General features: G+C 54.6%; 13 protein-coding genes. 4 read left to right on the forward strand and 9 right to left on the reverse strand.

The window, feature by feature from the left end; genetic code table 11:
* Window positions 1–35: 35 nt before the first annotated feature.
* Window positions 36–956: a bifunctional riboflavin kinase/FAD synthetase gene (locus DW349_RS14430; protein WP_108123896.1), complete on the reverse strand. Its 921-nt coding sequence runs from the start codon at window positions 954–956 to the stop codon at window positions 36–38.
* Between the two features lie 74 nt (window positions 957–1030).
* Window positions 1031–2602 (reverse strand): murein biosynthesis integral membrane protein MurJ, encoded by a 1572-nt coding sequence (murJ, locus tag DW349_RS14435; protein WP_108123897.1) that lies wholly within the window; start codon window positions 2600–2602, stop codon window positions 1031–1033.
* Window positions 2603–2770: 168 nt separating this feature from the next.
* Here murJ and rpsT point away from each other — a divergent pair, with 168 nt between their 5' ends.
* A complete protein-coding gene (rpsT, locus tag DW349_RS14440) occupies window positions 2771–3040 on the forward strand; it encodes a 30S ribosomal protein S20 (protein ID WP_108123898.1) in 270 nt (89 codons plus the stop codon).
* 61 nt (window positions 3041–3101) lie between these two features.
* Here the strand turns inward: rpsT and DW349_RS14445 are convergent, their stop codons facing one another.
* Window positions 3102–3932 carry a pirin family protein gene (locus DW349_RS14445; RefSeq protein WP_108123899.1) on the reverse strand — a complete coding sequence of 277 codons (831 nt, stop codon included), beginning with the start codon at window positions 3930–3932 and terminating at the stop codon, window positions 3102–3104.
* A gap of 102 nt (window positions 3933–4034) precedes the next feature.
* Here DW349_RS14445 and DW349_RS14450 point away from each other — a divergent pair, with 102 nt between their 5' ends.
* The gene (locus DW349_RS14450; protein ID WP_108123900.1) at window positions 4035–4946 is read left to right on the forward strand and encodes a LysR substrate-binding domain-containing protein; all 912 of its coding nucleotides are present in this window, start codon (window positions 4035–4037) and stop codon (window positions 4944–4946) included.
* Window positions 4947–5139: 193 nt separating this feature from the next.
* Here the strand turns inward: DW349_RS14450 and DW349_RS14455 are convergent, their stop codons facing one another.
* From DW349_RS14455 to grpE, 5 genes are all read right to left on the reverse strand, one after another.
* Complete coding sequence (locus DW349_RS14455) at window positions 5140–6429, reverse strand: hypothetical protein (RefSeq protein WP_108123901.1); 1290 nt, start codon at window positions 6427–6429, stop codon at window positions 5140–5142.
* Between the two features lie 664 nt (window positions 6430–7093).
* The gene (gene dapB / locus DW349_RS14460; RefSeq protein WP_108123902.1) at window positions 7094–7894 is read right to left on the reverse strand and encodes a 4-hydroxy-tetrahydrodipicolinate reductase; all 801 of its coding nucleotides are present in this window, start codon (window positions 7892–7894) and stop codon (window positions 7094–7096) included.
* 142 nt (window positions 7895–8036) lie between these two features.
* A complete protein-coding gene (dnaJ, locus tag DW349_RS14465) occupies window positions 8037–9158 on the reverse strand; it encodes a molecular chaperone DnaJ (protein ID WP_108123903.1) in 1122 nt (373 codons plus the stop codon).
* A gap of 119 nt (window positions 9159–9277) precedes the next feature.
* Window positions 9278–11191, reverse strand: a complete 1914-nt coding sequence (gene dnaK, locus DW349_RS14470; protein WP_108123904.1) for a molecular chaperone DnaK — start codon at window positions 11189–11191, stop codon at window positions 9278–9280.
* Window positions 11192–11282: 91 nt separating this feature from the next.
* Window positions 11283–11876 carry a nucleotide exchange factor GrpE gene (grpE, locus tag DW349_RS14475; protein ID WP_108123905.1) on the reverse strand — a complete coding sequence of 198 codons (594 nt, stop codon included), beginning with the start codon at window positions 11874–11876 and terminating at the stop codon, window positions 11283–11285.
* A gap of 229 nt (window positions 11877–12105) precedes the next feature.
* On the opposite strand from grpE, the gene recN reads away from it, so the two are divergent.
* Window positions 12106–13779, forward strand: a complete 1674-nt coding sequence (recN, locus tag DW349_RS14480) for a DNA repair protein RecN (protein WP_108123906.1) — start codon at window positions 12106–12108, stop codon at window positions 13777–13779.
* A gap of 145 nt (window positions 13780–13924) precedes the next feature.
* On the opposite strand, the gene fur is transcribed toward recN, so the two are convergent.
* A complete protein-coding gene (fur, locus tag DW349_RS14485) occupies window positions 13925–14332 on the reverse strand; it encodes a ferric iron uptake transcriptional regulator (RefSeq protein ID WP_108123907.1) in 408 nt (135 codons plus the stop codon).
* A gap of 105 nt (window positions 14333–14437) precedes the next feature.
* Here fur and DW349_RS17405 point away from each other — a divergent pair, with 105 nt between their 5' ends.
* Window positions 14438–14713, forward strand: a complete 276-nt coding sequence (locus DW349_RS17405) for an outer membrane protein assembly factor BamE (RefSeq protein ID WP_157954204.1) — start codon at window positions 14438–14440, stop codon at window positions 14711–14713.
* The last annotated feature ends 4 nt before the right edge of the window (window positions 14714–14717 follow it).

A 14717-nucleotide genomic window follows, 5' to 3' on the forward strand; every position in this document is an offset into this window, starting at 1 on the left:
GCAACCGGGGTTGGATGGGTTGGTGCTCACTCAAATCAAAGGTGTTGTCGATCATTGATGTTGAACCAGTCCCGGGCTTGGTTAATGTCGCGCTGGATCTGGTTTTTAAGGGCGTCAAGGTTATCAAATCTTTCTATACCTCGCAGCCGCTGCCATAGCTGCACATCGAGGCGTTGGCCGTACAAATCAAGTTCGGTGTCGAACAAGTGAACTTCGAGCCAATTGCGGGTGTCGCCAACGGTCGGTTTGGGGCCGAGGTTAGCGACACCGGGAATCCAACGGTCGCCAACGCGAGTGCGCACGACGAAGACGCCGTTGGTCGCAAGCTTCGGATGGTTCAGCAGAATGTTGGCCGTGGGCACACCGATGGTGCGGCCCAACTTACGACCGTGGACCACGCGGCCACTCAAGGTATAGGGTTCACCCAGCAATTCCGCCGCTTCGTTCAATCGGCCTTCGGCAAGGCAGGTGCGGATGGCGGTGCTGGAAACCCGGTCGTCGCCCAGCCGCTGGGATTCCAGTTGCTGAACTTCGAAATCGTATTGGCGCAGGAAATCGACATCGCCGCGTCGGTCGTTGCCGAAGCGGAAGTCGTCGCCGACTTGTACCCAGCGCGCATTCAAACCATCGAGCAGAATCTTCTGCACAAACTCCGCGGCCGACATGGCGCGCAAAGCTGAGTTGAACGGCAGCACCACCAGTTGATCGACGCCCATGGCGCTGAGCCGACGGACTTTGTCGTTCAGTGCGGCCAGGCGTGCTGGCGCGCCTTTGGGGTCGAAAAACTCTCGCGGTTGCGGTTCGAAAGTCACAACGGTGGATGCCAGACCGCGCGAGTGGGCGGCCTGGTTCAGCGCTTCGATAAGTCGCTGGTGGCCCAAATGCAGGCCATCAAAACTGCCAATGGTCACGGCCGAGGGCTGGCCGAGCGGTCGAGGTCGACGACTGATGCGCATAGCGATCTGCGGTGGCGAACAGGGCCGCGCAGTATACAAAAAAGTGCCCTTGGCGTCTTCCGTCCTGCACAGTTTCAGTGCCCACTCAATTGACGTATGCGACCGCCCACCAACACCCAAACCAGGGTGTAGACCAGCAGGCCATCCGCCACCAACAACGCCAAACGCCAGATGCGCCCGAAGATGTCGGCTGGCAACGCCATGCCATCCAGATTCATCAACAGCAGCAGCGATAGCGCCATCACCAGCGATGCGGCCAATGCCCGCAATGTGCCAGGCAACCACAGCGGCGCGGCGGGCAGGCGTTGTTCGCGTCGCAATTGCCAGGCGAGCATGCCGGCGTTGACCCAGGCTGAAAGTGCGGTTGCCAATGCCAGGCCAACATGCGCCAGCGGCAAGATCAGCAACAGGTTAAACACCATATTCAGTGACATCGCCCAAATGGCGATGCGCACTGGGGTGCGGGTGTCCTGTCGGGCAAAGAAGGCCGGCGCCAGAATCTTGATCAACATAAAAGCCGGCAGGCCGGCGGCATAAGCCATCAAGCTGGCAGCGCTGCGGCTGACGTCGTGGGCGGTGAATGCCTGATATTGAAACAGCACGGTCAATAAAGGTTTTGCCAACACCATCAAGGCTGCCATGGCGGGCAGGCCGGCGGTCAACACCAGACAAAGCGCCCAACCCAGGGTGCGCTGGAATGCTTGCGGATCGTCGGCGCTGGCCTGACTCGACAGGCGCGGCAACAAAACCGTACCGATGGCGATGCCGATAACGCCCAGTGGCAACTCGGATAAGCGGTCGGAGTAATACAGCCAGCCGACAGAACCGTCGGTCAGCAATGACGCCAGAACGGTATCGAGCAATAAATTGATCTGACTGACAGAGACACCGAACAAAGCCGGCACCATCAGCACAGCTATGCGTTTGACGCCCGCGTGGCGTGCACGCCAGTTCAGCGGTTGCCAGATGCCCAGCCGAATCAGCGACGGCCATAACCACAGCCACTGCAACAGGCCGGCCAGCAAGACGCCAAGCGCCAGACCAGTCATCGGCACCTCAAACAGCGGCGTCAGCCAGAAGGCCGCCACAATCAAACACAGATTCAAGATGACCGGCGTAATGGCTGGCGCGGCAAAACGGCTGTAGGTGTTGAGTACCGATTGGCCGAGCGCGGTCAACGAAATAAACCAGAGATAGGGGAACGTCAGACGCAGAAAGTCAGCTGTCTGCGCTAGCTTGACGCCATCGTCGTGGAAACCCGGCGCAAACAGCCAGGCAACTAACGGCGATGCAGCCATGGCGACAACGGTGATCAAGCCCAAGACGGAACCCAGTGCTACTTGGGTCGCGGCCACCAGACGCCGGACGCCGGCATCGCCTTCGTCTTGCCGAACCTGGCTCAGCACCGGGATAAACGCCTGGTTAAAGGCACCTTCCGCAAACAGTCGACGCAAAAAGTTGGGAATTTTAAAGGCGACGAAAAATGCGTCCATGGCACCGCCGGCGCCAAAGAGCACCGCGAACACCACATCCCGAACCATGCCCAACACGCGAGACACCATCGTCGCTGCGGCCACAGTCACCGAATGCCCCAACAGCCCCCGGCGGCGAGTGGTTTTTTTGGGTCCAGATTCGTCTGTCGGCATACTTCGATCCGTGGTCAAAGAGGCAAAGCGGCCCAGTCTAGCCGATCTGAAGTCCAGGCCGGAAGCTCACTGGCTTTCGCCTTACCCTCAGCATTGACAACCACGGGGCAAAACCCTAGAATCGCGCCCCTCGAATTTGACCCTCAAGACAGTTGAAAGGAGCTGCCCGTGGCAAACTCTGCTGGTTCCAAGAAACGTGCTCGTCAGGCAGTGAAGCGCCGGGCGCACAACGCCAGTCAACGATCCATGGTTCGCACCTACGTGAAGAAGGTTGTGAAGCAGATCGAAGCTAAGAACTATGATGAAGCAACCAAAGCCCTGAATACCGCACAACCGGTAGTCGATGGCATGGCTCGCAAAGGCATCATCAGCAAGAACAAAGCGTCTCGCACCATGAGCCGTCTGTCCGCTCGCGTTAAAGCGCTGAAAGCCGCTTAATCCGATCGGAAACGAAAAAACCCGCCAGATGGCGGGTTTTTTTATGGCTGTAAATCGATGCTCAGAATCGGCCTTCATTGAAGTCAACAATGGCTTGCTGCACTTCTTCGACGGTATTCATCACAAACGGACCGTACTGTACGACCGGCTCTTCGATTGGGTCGCCAGCCACGACCAACAGTCGGGTATCGGGTGATTGCGAGCTGACTTCGATGTAATCGCCCTCGCCCAAAATGCCCAGATGCCGTTCCGGCAAGTCGGTTCCTGCCAAACGCGCAGAACCCTGGTAGACATAAACAAACGCTGTTTTACCCAATGGCACCTCGACTTTCTGAGTTGCCCCATCGTCCAGATGAAAATCCAGATACAGCGGATCGGTCACAACATCCTCAACCGGACCTTCAACGCCCTGGAAATTGCCCACCAGCACTTTGACTTTGCCATTTTCTAACGCGACTTCCGGTACATCTTCCGGACGGATGTCCTGATAACGCGGCGCAGTCATCTTGTGCATTGAAGGCAAATTGACCCACAGCTGGAAGCCCCATACCGGACCATCCTCCTGGTTGGGCATTTCCTCATGGACAATGCCCCGCCCCGCCGTCATCCATTGAATGGAGCCCGGCGCCAGGTAACCAGTGTTGCCCTGGTTATCACCATGGCGAAAAGCACCTTTGAGCATATAAGTTACGGTTTCGAAACCCCGATGTGGATGCATTGGAAAACCGGCCATGTAATCGGCTTTATCATCCGACTTGAACTCGTCCAACATCAGGAACGGGTCCAGATTCCGGACATACTGATTGCCGATCACCCGAGTCAATTTAACGCCAGCACCGTCCGACGTCGGGATGCCTTTCGCAATTTGACGAACGCTTCGCTCTTGATTCATAGCAACCTCCACAGGTTCAGTTGACGGTCGCTAAAGTAAGCATTTGCAGGTCTTGCTGTAAGCGGAATATATTGCCTCTTCAATTCAAAATTACTGAACGCCATGGCCCACAACCCCATCACCCTTGACCTATTGCGCGCCCTCGATGCCATTGACCAACGAGGAAGCTTCGCCGCCGCCGCTCAAGCGCTGCACAAAGTCCCATCCGCTCTGACCTATACCGTTCAGAAAGTCGAACAGGATTTGGGAATCGAGCTGTTTGACCGATCCGGCCATCGCGCCAAGCTGACGCCTGCTGGCCGACTGGTACTGGAAGAGGGTCGAGACATTCTGCGCGACATGGACAGCTTAGCCAGCTCTGCCAAGAAAATTGCCAGTGGCTGGGAACCTGAGTTACGCATTGGCGTAGATACGTTCTTTGAAGCCAACCGGCTGTTCCCATTAATCGCCACCTTCAATGCCGAACATCCGTACATTAAATTGCATCTAATGCACGGCTCACTCACTGGAACCTGGGAGATGCTGATCAACGGCAGCGCCGATCTCATTCTTTCGGCAAGGAATCTCGACCCAAAGCTCGAAGGTTACGAAACCCAATCCCTAGGCCCAACCAACATGGCCTTTGTCGTTGCCCAAAATCACCCGCTGGCCGAACGGGCGTGTGAAGTGTCAATCGAGGAAATTGAGCAATACCCCACCATCGTAGTACGAGATACAACTCAGCTGATGGCACCTCGGACAGTGGGTTGGACCCGACAAAACCGAGTTATTACGGTCCCAACGATGAGTGACAAAATTGACGCTCAAAAAGCCGGCCTGGGTGTGGGGTATCTACCAACCCATCGGATAAAAACCGAATTGGCCGAAGGTAGCCTGGTGCCAGTCCGTGTTGATACACCAATACAGGAAGATGAAGCCCTCATAGCATGGCGCAAGGGTGTAAGTGGTGAAGCACTAAAATGGTTTAGAGAAAAGATCAGTGGTGAGCTATTAGGGATACAACAGCCAGCTTAGCAAGCCCCAAAGAAGATCATCGCCTACAACTGAACAACCTTCCATTTTCAGAGCCCAATGCCGGGCGAACTCAGCATCTAATTAGTACCTACTTTTTGACCTTTGCTCTTCCAAACATTCGTTTTGTTTCAGGCATAAAAAAGCCGCCCCCTAAGGGGGGCGGCTTCGTTTCTAGGTTCAGAGGAAATCTGAATTAGAAAGCGTAGGCAGCAGACAGGCGCAGGTTGTTAGCACCGTCAGTCTGGAAGTCGTAGTCAGCAGCGTACACTACACCGTTGTCTTGGGTGTAAGATGCACCAGCTTCGTACAGCAGCTCGTCAGCTTCTTCAGCGTCGAAGTTGCCCAGAGTTACGCCAGCGTAAGCAGCGACCGGACCATCAGCATAAGCGACTTCACCGTAGATCTCGTCACCAGCTTCTTCTTCCTCAGTAAAGGTGTATTCACCAGTTACTGTAATAGTGTCGATGGTGTAAGCAGCACCGAACAACAGCTTCATAGAAGTGTCTTCGATAACTTCACCGCCCATGTCCAGATCCTGACCATTGACGTATACAGACAAAGCATCGATCGGAGTTACAGTCAGTTCGAAACCGTATTCCAAAATCGCAGTGTCGTTAGCGTCAGTGACAGAAACTGTATAACGGTTAGCACCAACTTTAGCCGTGACCATATCCATGGTGTAAGTAGCACCAGCACCTACATAAATGTACGGCAGATCGTCTTCGCCACCCAAGCTAGAAGTGCGGACCTGAGCCTCAACTACATAACTCAGTGCATCAGCTTCAGAAACATACTGCGCAGCAACACCATAGTCAGAGCTGTTTACGTACGCAGTAGCGGCGTCAATATCTGTTTGGGAGTTAAGGATAGTGCCATCACCATCAGCATCGGAGACGCTAGTAGGGATATTGGCAACTGTGAAAGTAGGACTTGTAAAGCCATCAGACTCTTTACGGTTGACACCTTCAAGTTGGACTTTCAAATCGCCCATAGTGTAGCGAAGACCAGCGTCTACATCGAAGCCTTCGGATGCAGAACCGATGTCGTCGCCTGAATCGTCCATGTCAAAGGCATATTCCTGAGTCAGATCAACCAGACTATCAATTTGACCGAAAGAAATAGCACCATCAGTAATGATGATGTCATTTACTTCAGTAGTGACGCCCGCTTCGTCATCAGCAGTGAAGACCAAATTGGCAGAGAACGGACCATGAGTAACGGCCAAAGTAGATTCCATACCAAAGCCATCGCCAGCGTCACCGCTGTCGAAATCATCTTCTTCATCCAATTCTACGTCGATGCTTGTTACATCATCACCATCAACGTTAGTGATGCCATCGGCCATATCAACAACAGTCAGAAACTCCATAGAACCAGTGAAGCTCCAGGAAGTTTCAGTATCCATCTCAGCGTGAGCCTGAGCAGAGATTGCAGCAGCCAGAGCGGTAACCGCTACGCCAGAAGCAATTTTGATCGCTTTCATTCAAGATTCCCCTTTTTTTATTTAACTGGTTTGGTGACCAGACTTTCTCGATGAATCATGACTGACATCTGAGTCGGTACGCTACCGATTTGGCAACCAATAACGACACACGAAACTTACGCCAACCAGGACCCTTGTTATCGTTGTATCCTGCTATACGTATATTACAACCGCATTGCAGAGTCAAAACGTTACCGGAGGGAAAACGTCTTGGCAGCAAGGCTACTCTGGGCGGAAAGACGATTCAACATCGGCTCCTATTGAGTGACTTACTGCATCGGGGTGAGGGTGAGTTGGATTGTTGTCGAGTTATAGATCGACACCGCACCGAAGCCCTTCAACCCCGGTCCGCTCCCTTGTCCGGGCTTGATCGAGAATGCCTCAATCAACGTCCGAGGCCTATCAAACCAGAGCCTCCAAGGGTGGTCAACCCATTTTTTTGCGTTTTTTTGACGTTGATCAGCCTTGTTTCATACGGCGTTATGGTTGCACCAAATCAGCCTGCAGCCCCCATAAATACTGACCTGCTTCTATCGCCTCCAGATTAGCCACCTGAATGCCATTCTTGCCAACGTGAACCAGGACTGAACTTCACCAGTTTGAAGTCTGCTTTGGCCGAGTTCTCTCTGATCAAAAACACGCCACTTGTCTTTTCAAGTCAGCCCTATTTAAGCGCCAACACATCTTCCATGTCATAGAGTCCAAAAGTCTGATTCGTTAGCCATGATGCAGCTCTTAAGGCACCCCGTGCAAAGGTTTGCCGACTGCTGGCTTTATGACCAATTTCCAATCGCTCACCTTCGGAGGCAAACAGAACCGTATGTTCACCAACAATGTCGCCTGCGCGGACAGTGGCAAAACCAATTGTCTCTTTACGGCGTGGACCTTCCTGACCTTCCCGGCCGTAGACTGCACAGTCTTTCAGATCTCTGCCTAACGTTTGAGCTACCGCCTCACCCATCCTTAAGGCGGTACCGCTGGGTGCATCCACCTTATGGCGATGATGTGCTTCGATGATTTCTATATCGCAATCTTCGCCCATCACCCTGGCGGCTGTTCGCAACAGCTGCAACGCCAGTGTCACCCCAACGCTGTAATTGGCCGCAAATACAATGCGCCGGGTTTGAGCGTGCTGCGCCAATTGCTGGAGCTGGGTATCGGTGAATCCTGTGGTGCCGATTACCACTGCCACGTCAGTGCCACTCAGCTGTTCCAGATGATTCAGGGTGGCGTCTGGCGTGGTGAAATCGATCACCACATCGGCCAAACGAAGCGCACTGATATCGGATTGAGTAACGATGCCCAAACGCCCAACACCGCCCAACTCGCCCGCATCAACGCCGACCAAACTGGAAGTAGGCGAGACGCTTGCCGCCACCAGTTGCATGGACTCATGACCATGAACAGCCTGGATTAGAGCGCGCCCCATCCGACCGGCCGCTCCAGTGATGGCAATGTTAAGCATTGGAATATCCCCCGACGTTTGTCTGCGTGACTGTATTTGTTAAGCAAGGGGATTATAAGGAAGGGATAGAGACCCGGATACGGCGGACATTGGATTGCCGGCCGCACCGGGGAAAGTATCGGCTTTAGCCGAGAACGAAGGACTACATTTCCTCGAAGAATTTTTTCACACCGTCAAACCAACCTTTGGTTCGGGGCGAATGTTTTTTGCCGTCGTTCAAACTGGCGTTCAATTCTTCCAGCAACTCTTTTTGCTGCTGCGTCAGGTTCACCGGCGTTTCAATCACCACACGACACAACAAATCACCGGTAACGCCACCGCGCACCGATTTCACGCCTTTGCCGCGCAACCGGAACAAGCGACCCGTTTGAGTCTCGGCTGGGATTTTCAGTTTGACTCGGCCATCCAAGGTCGGCACTTCCAACTCTCCGCCCAAGGCCGCCTCGGCGAAACCGATCGGCACTTCACACAGCAAGTTGGTACCTTCACGGTCAAAAATCTCATGTTTTTTAACATGCGCTTCGACATAAAGGTCACCCGCAGGCCCACCATTGCGCCCGGCTTCACCTTCACCAGACAAACGAATCCGATCGCCAGTATCCACACCCGCCGGAATCTTCACGTTCAGGGTTTTGGTTTCTTCTTTAACACCACGACCGTAGCAGCTGGTGCACGGCTCTTTAATGATGCGGCCGCTGCCCGAGCAGGACGGACAGGTTTGCTGAACGGCGAAGAAACCTTGCTGCATGCGCACCTGACCCATGCCGTTACAGGTAGTACAGGTGACCGGCTGGGTGCCTTTCTTGGCACCGTTACCACCACAGGTATCGCACGTTACCAATGTTGGTACTTTTAACGTTTTTTCCGTGCCACGAACGGCTTCTTCCAGCGTCAGCTCAAGGTTGTATTTGAGATCCGAACCACGCTGAACGCCGGAGCGGCGACTGCCACCGCCGCCAAAGATGTCACCAAAGACATCGCCGAAGATGTCACTGAAACTGCCAGCCCCGGCACCGCCGCCGCCAAAACCGCCCTGGCCATCGACGCCAGCGTGACCAAATTGATCGTACGCCGCTTTTTTCTGCGAATCGGACAGCACTTCATAGGCTTCAGACAGTTCTTTGAACTTGGCTTCAGATTCTGCATCGCCCGGGTTGCGGTCCGGGTGATACTTCATCGCCATGCGGCGGTACGCCTTTTTGATTTCTTTTTCGTCCGCGCCGCGTTCGACACCGAGGACTTCGTAGTAATCTCGCTTGGACATCGCTGCTTAAGCCTTCAGCCTTTTATTCCAGAAACAGGACGGCCCCGGGTGCGTTGGAACACACCTCGGAGCCGATGGGGCTGCGACCAGGTCGCAGCCAAGAGTCAGCCAGAGGCCGCTTACTTGTTGTCTTTTACTTCTTCGAACTCCGCATCAACGGCGTCGTCGGAAGTCGAGGAAGCAGACTCAGCACCGCCAGTCGCTGCATCCGCGCCTTGCTCAGCGTAGAGTTTCTGCGCCAGGGTGGCGGACGCTTCGCTCAACGCTTCGGTCTTGGCGTTGATGGCCTCGATGTCATCGCCTTTGAGCGCTTCTTCCAACTCTTCGGCCGCTTTTTCGATGGCAGCTTTTTCTTCATCGGTTGCTTTGTCGCCCGCGTCTTTCAAGGTCTTACGCGTGGCATGAACCAAGCCGTCGCCGGTGTTGCGAGCCTGCGCCAATTCCTCGAACTTGCGGTCGTCCTCGGCGTGCGCTTCAGCGTCTTTAACCATCTTGTCGATTTCATCATCGCTCAAACCAGAGCTGGCTTTGATGATGATCGACTGTTCTTTGCCAGTGCCTTTATCTTTTGCCGAGACGTTCAGAATACCGTTGGCGTCGATGTCAAAGCTGACTTCGATCTGCGGCACACCACGCGGCGCCGGCGGAATGTCAGCCAGGTCAAACCGACCCAGCGACTTGTTCTGGCTCGCCATCTTACGCTCGCCCTGGAGCACGTGAATGGTCACCGCGCCCTGGTTGTCATCTGCAGTGGAGAACACCTGGCTCTTCTTGGTCGGGATGGTGGTGTTCTTCTCAATCAAGGACGTCATCACGCCGCCCATGGTTTCGATACCCAACGTCAGCGGGGTAACGTCGAGCAGCAACACGTCTTTAACATCGCCAGACAACACCGCACCCTGAATCGCTGCACCAATGGCAACCGCTTCATCCGGGTTCACATCACGACGCGGCTCTTTGCCGAAGAAGTCGGCAACGCGTTTCTGCACCAGCGGCATACGCGTCTGACCACCAACCATGATGATTTCGTTGATGTCGGAAATTTCCTGATCGGCATCGCGCAGTGCGGTGCGAACCGGCTCCAATGAACGCTCAACCAGATCTTCCACCAGCGATTCCAGTTTGGCGCGAGTCACCTTGACGTTCAGGTGTTTCGGGCCGGACTGGTCGGCAGTGATGTACGGCAGGTTGACGTCGGTCTGCTGGCTGGACGACAACTCGATCTTGGCTTTTTCAGCGGCTTCTTTCAGACGCTGCATCGCCAGCGGATCGCCTTTCAGGTCGATGCCGGAATCTTTCTTGAAGCTCTCCGCCAGGTATTCGATCAGGCGCAGGTCGAAGTCTTCACCACCGAGGAAGGTGTCACCGTTGGTAGCCAGCACTTCAAATTGATGCTCACCATCGACTTCAGCGATTTCGATGATGGAAATATCGAAGGTACCACCACCGAGGTCATAGACGGCCACGACGCTATCGCCGCGTTTTTTGTCCATACCGTAAGCCAAAGCGGCAGCGGTCGGCTCGTTGATGATGCGCTTAACTTCCAGACCGGCGATGCGGCCGGCGTCTTTGGTCGCCTGACGCTGGGAATCGTTGAAGTAAGCCGGCACGGTGATTACCGCTTCGGTCACTTCTTCACCGAGGTATTCCTCAGCGGTTTTCTTCATCTTCTTCAGCACTTCGGCAGAAATCTGCGGCGGTGCTTTTTTATCACCTTTAACCTTCACCCAGGCGTCGCCGTTATCAGCTTTGACGATCTCGTACGGGACCATCTTGATGTCCTTCTGGACAACATCGTCCTCGAAACGACGACCGATCAAACGCTTGACCGCGTACAGGGTATTGGTGGGGTTGGTGACGGCCTGGCGTTTGGCCGGCTGACCAACCAGAGTTTCGTCATCGTCGGTGAAGGCCACAATGGACGGGGTGGTACGATCGCCCTCGGCGTTTTCGATCACCTTCGCCTTGTCGCCTTCCTGGATGGCCACACACGAGTTGGTGGTGCCCAAGTCGATGCCTATGATCTTGCCCATTTTAACTGACACTCCGTAGTTCGTTTAACTGCTTGCTTCGCTATATGTGAGCGGCTGTTTCGAATTCAAGACCCTGCACTGCGCAGGGTTATTAAGCGGTTTCGTCGATGCTTTGACCGCCTGCACCGCCGCCTTTACTAACCATCACCATGGCCGGGCGCACCAAACGATCGTGCAGGGTGTAGCCCTTTTGCATCACAGCGATAACGGTGTTGGGTTCCATATCCGGGTTTTCCACCATAGACATGGCCTGGTGCAATTGCGGATCGAACGGGTGGCCCTGCGGATCGACGGCGACCACGTTCAGTTTCTCAAAGGTGTCGAGCAGGCCTTTCAGCGTCATCTCAACCCCTTCTTTCAGCGGTTTGACATCATCGGTTTCTTCACCGATGGCGGCCAGAGTCCGCTCGAGGTTATCCACGACCGTCAGCATTTCCTTGACCAGTTTTTCCTGCCCAAACTTGTGGGCATTCTCGACGTCTTTTTCCACCCGACGCCGCAGGTTCGCCATTTCCGCTTCGGCACGCAGATATTGTTCGCGGTTATCCTGTGCCTGTTGTTGCGCGGCGACTAACTGCTCCGCCAGATCAGACGCATCAGCGCCAGCCTGTTGATCGGTTTCGGCTGCTGCTTCGGCAGCGGCAATGTCTTCCTGGGTCTCTACTGGTTTATCTTCGCTTGCCATCGTCGAATCCCAAATTCAAATAATCTGTACTTATCCGGCGAACGCCGGGCGATACAATCACCCTCATACCCAGTCGGTACGAAGTTGATTCAGTTGGTTAACTGGCCGAATTAATTGGGACTGGCCTTACTATTTCAAGGGAATAAAACCACCGATACGCAAGCCGCTTGAATCATGCCAAATAATACTGTACATATAGCCAGTATTCGTTGTGCTCAGGGAATATCCCATGTTGCAGAATCTGGTTATTCGAAACATCGCCATTGCCGACAACGTTGAAATTGAATGGCATAAAGGCATGACCTCCATTTCCGGCGAAACCGGCGCTGGTAAATCCATCCTGCTGAACGGCCTGTCTCTCGCGCTCGGCGAACGCGCCGATTCAGCCATCGTGCGCCACGGTGAAAAACGCGCCGAAGTGACCGCCAGCTTCCAGGTCAGCCGAATCCCCACCGCCCAAACCTGGCTCGCCGAGCGCGACCTGGACCAGGGCGACGACTGCATCTTGCGGCGCACTGTCTCCGCCGAAGGCCGCTCACGCGCCTACATCAATGGCCAGCCCGTTCCGCTCAGCGAACTCAAAGACCTGGGCGAATGCCTGATCGACATCCACAGCCAACACGCGCACCAATCACTGCTGCGCGTCGACACCCATCTGCGTTTGCTCGACGAATACGCCGGCCAGGAAACACTGCGCCAGACCGTGCGCGAGGCCTGGCTGCAATGGCAAGGCCGTGCGCGCAAATACCGCCAGTTGAAAGACAACGCCGACGAAAACGCCGCCCGTCGCCAACTGCTGGAATATCAAGTCGATGAATTGCAGCAACTCGCGTTGCAAGTTGACGAAGTAGATGCACTTGAGCAGGAATTCCGCCGCTACAGCCAAACCGAGACACTGGTCAGCGAAAGCTATGCCGCCCGGCAACTGCTGGAAAACGAAGACGATAGCGACGCCCTCACCGCCTTGAAGCAGGCGCTGCAACGGCTCAGCAGCCTGCAAGACGGACATCCGCGACTGAATAACGCCATCAGCTTATTGGAAAGCGCCTTGATTCAGGCGCAGGAAGCGAGTGGCGATCTGGACAGCTACCTGGAAAGTTTTGAAGTCGACGAAGCACGGGTGCAGGAAGTGGAAGAACGCCTCGACCGCATCCACAGCCTGGCGCGCAAACACCAAATTCGTTCAGAAGCACTGCCGGAACACAGCCAACTGCTGGCCGAGGAACTGCAAAGCCTGACGTCAGATGCCGAAAATCTGGATGGCATGGCGGAAGAGGTTGAGCAACTGGAACATCGGTATCTCGATTTGGCTCATCAGCTAAGCAATGGACGCCGCCAGGCAGCAGCACGTTTCAGTGCGGAAGTGATGGACAAGCTGAACCAGCTCTCCATGCCTGGGGCTCGTTTTGAAGTGCTGTGCGAAGCACTCGACAAAGCCACAGCCGATGGCCTGGACCGCATCGAATTCCAGGTCAGCATGAACCAGGGGCAACCGTTGCGACCGCTGGCGAAGGTTGCTTCCGGTGGTGAACTGTCGCGAATTTCCCTAGCGATCCAAGTGATCTGCGCGGAACATTCCACCATTCCGACCCTGGTGTTTGACGAAGTGGATGTCGGTATCAGCGGCGCGACAGCCGAAATTGTCGGTTTGATGTTGCGCGCCGTGGGTGAACGCGGCCAGGTGATTTGCGTTACCCACTTACCGCAAGTCGCCGCCCTCGGCCACCACCATTGCGTGGTGATTAAACAACAGGAAGCCGACCGCACCCGCACCGACATTCGCCCAATCCAAGACAGCCGACGCATCGATGAAATTGCCCGGATGCTGGGCGGTATCGACATCACGGCACAAACCCGGGCACACGCCGAAGAAATGCTGATGCGGCATCATCGGCAACATTGATTAATCAGCAACGTTAATGACGCCTAAGAAAGTTAATTAACAGCAAGAACGTCAGTTACGGGAAAGGAAGAAAGGAAGCTACGACACCTTGGTCTGCCGAGTGTCGATTCAGGCAGACCAAGGTTGGGCATATATAGGAAGGGCGTTATTTCTTGGGACGGACGTAGAGCACCAGGCTGTGATCTACCAAGTCAAAACCATGCTCTTTGGCAATGGCACGCTGACGTTCTTCAATGACGGGATCGACGAACTCAACCACTTCGCCATTCTCAATATTTACCATGTGATCGTGATGCTCTTCGCTGGCCAGTTCATACACCGAATGCGTGCCGTCGAAGTTGTGTTTCATCACCAAACCAGCCGATTCAAACTGAGTCAGCACCCGGTAAACCGTCGCCAGACCCACATCTTCACCGCCATCCTGCAACGCCTTATAGACTTCTTCTGCACTGAGATGGCCGTCCGGATTGCCTTCGAACATCTGAAGAATTTTCAATCGGGGCAAAGTCACCTTCAAACCCGCTTTTTTGAGCTCCTGATTTTGTGTTGTCACTTATCGTCTCCTTGGGTCGGTGTTACACTGCGCCGCGCCCCGCGGGGCCATTATTCTGTCGAGGATGATAACGATTTGAACTTGAAAAGAACAAAGTTAATTGCAATGGCGCTTATAGTCTCCAGCCTGGCCGCCTGCAGTTTCTTTCAGCCCTATCAGCCCGAATTAAAACAGGGCAACTACATTCGTCCGGAACAGCTGCAACAACTGGAAACGGGTATGACACCGGACCAGGTTCAGTTCCTGTTGGGCACACCGATGCTGACCGGAGAACTGCCAGAACAACGCTGGGTATATCCGATTCAGCAAGACGGCGAACAATTTGAACACTTGGAAGTCGAGTTTGAAGGCGGTCGGGTCGCGCGCATTAATCGCAGCTGACACA

Origin of the sequence: Saccharospirillum mangrovi (assembly GCF_003367315.1) — a bacterium.
Taxonomy (GTDB): Bacteria; Pseudomonadota; Gammaproteobacteria; order Pseudomonadales; family Natronospirillaceae; genus Saccharospirillum; species Saccharospirillum mangrovi.

Coding starts and splice junctions, on each gene's coding strand:
- DW349_RS14430 (WP_108123896.1), bottom strand. CDS start 956: ATGCGCATCAGTCGTCGACCTCGACCGCTCGGCCAGCCCTCGGCCGTG.
- murJ (WP_108123897.1), bottom strand. CDS start 2,602: ATGCCGACAGACGAATCTGGACCCAAAAAAACCACTCGCCGCCGGGGG.
- DW349_RS14445 (WP_108123899.1), bottom strand. CDS start 3,932: ATGAATCAAGAGCGAAGCGTTCGTCAAATTGCGAAAGGCATCCCGACG.
- DW349_RS14450 (WP_108123900.1), top strand. CDS start 4,035: ATGGCCCACAACCCCATCACCCTTGACCTATTGCGCGCCCTCGATGCC.
- DW349_RS14455 (WP_108123901.1), bottom strand. CDS start 6,429: ATGAAAGCGATCAAAATTGCTTCTGGCGTAGCGGTTACCGCTCTGGCT.
- dapB (WP_108123902.1), bottom strand. CDS start 7,894: ATGCTTAACATTGCCATCACTGGAGCGGCCGGTCGGATGGGGCGCGCT.
- dnaJ (WP_108123903.1), bottom strand. CDS start 9,158: ATGTCCAAGCGAGATTACTACGAAGTCCTCGGTGTCGAACGCGGCGCG.
- dnaK (WP_108123904.1), bottom strand. CDS start 11,191: ATGGGCAAGATCATAGGCATCGACTTGGGCACCACCAACTCGTGTGTG.
- grpE (WP_108123905.1), bottom strand. CDS start 11,876: ATGGCAAGCGAAGATAAACCAGTAGAGACCCAGGAAGACATTGCCGCT.
- recN (WP_108123906.1), top strand. CDS start 12,106: ATGTTGCAGAATCTGGTTATTCGAAACATCGCCATTGCCGACAACGTT.
- DW349_RS17405 (WP_157954204.1), top strand. CDS start 14,438: ATGGCGCTTATAGTCTCCAGCCTGGCCGCCTGCAGTTTCTTTCAGCCC.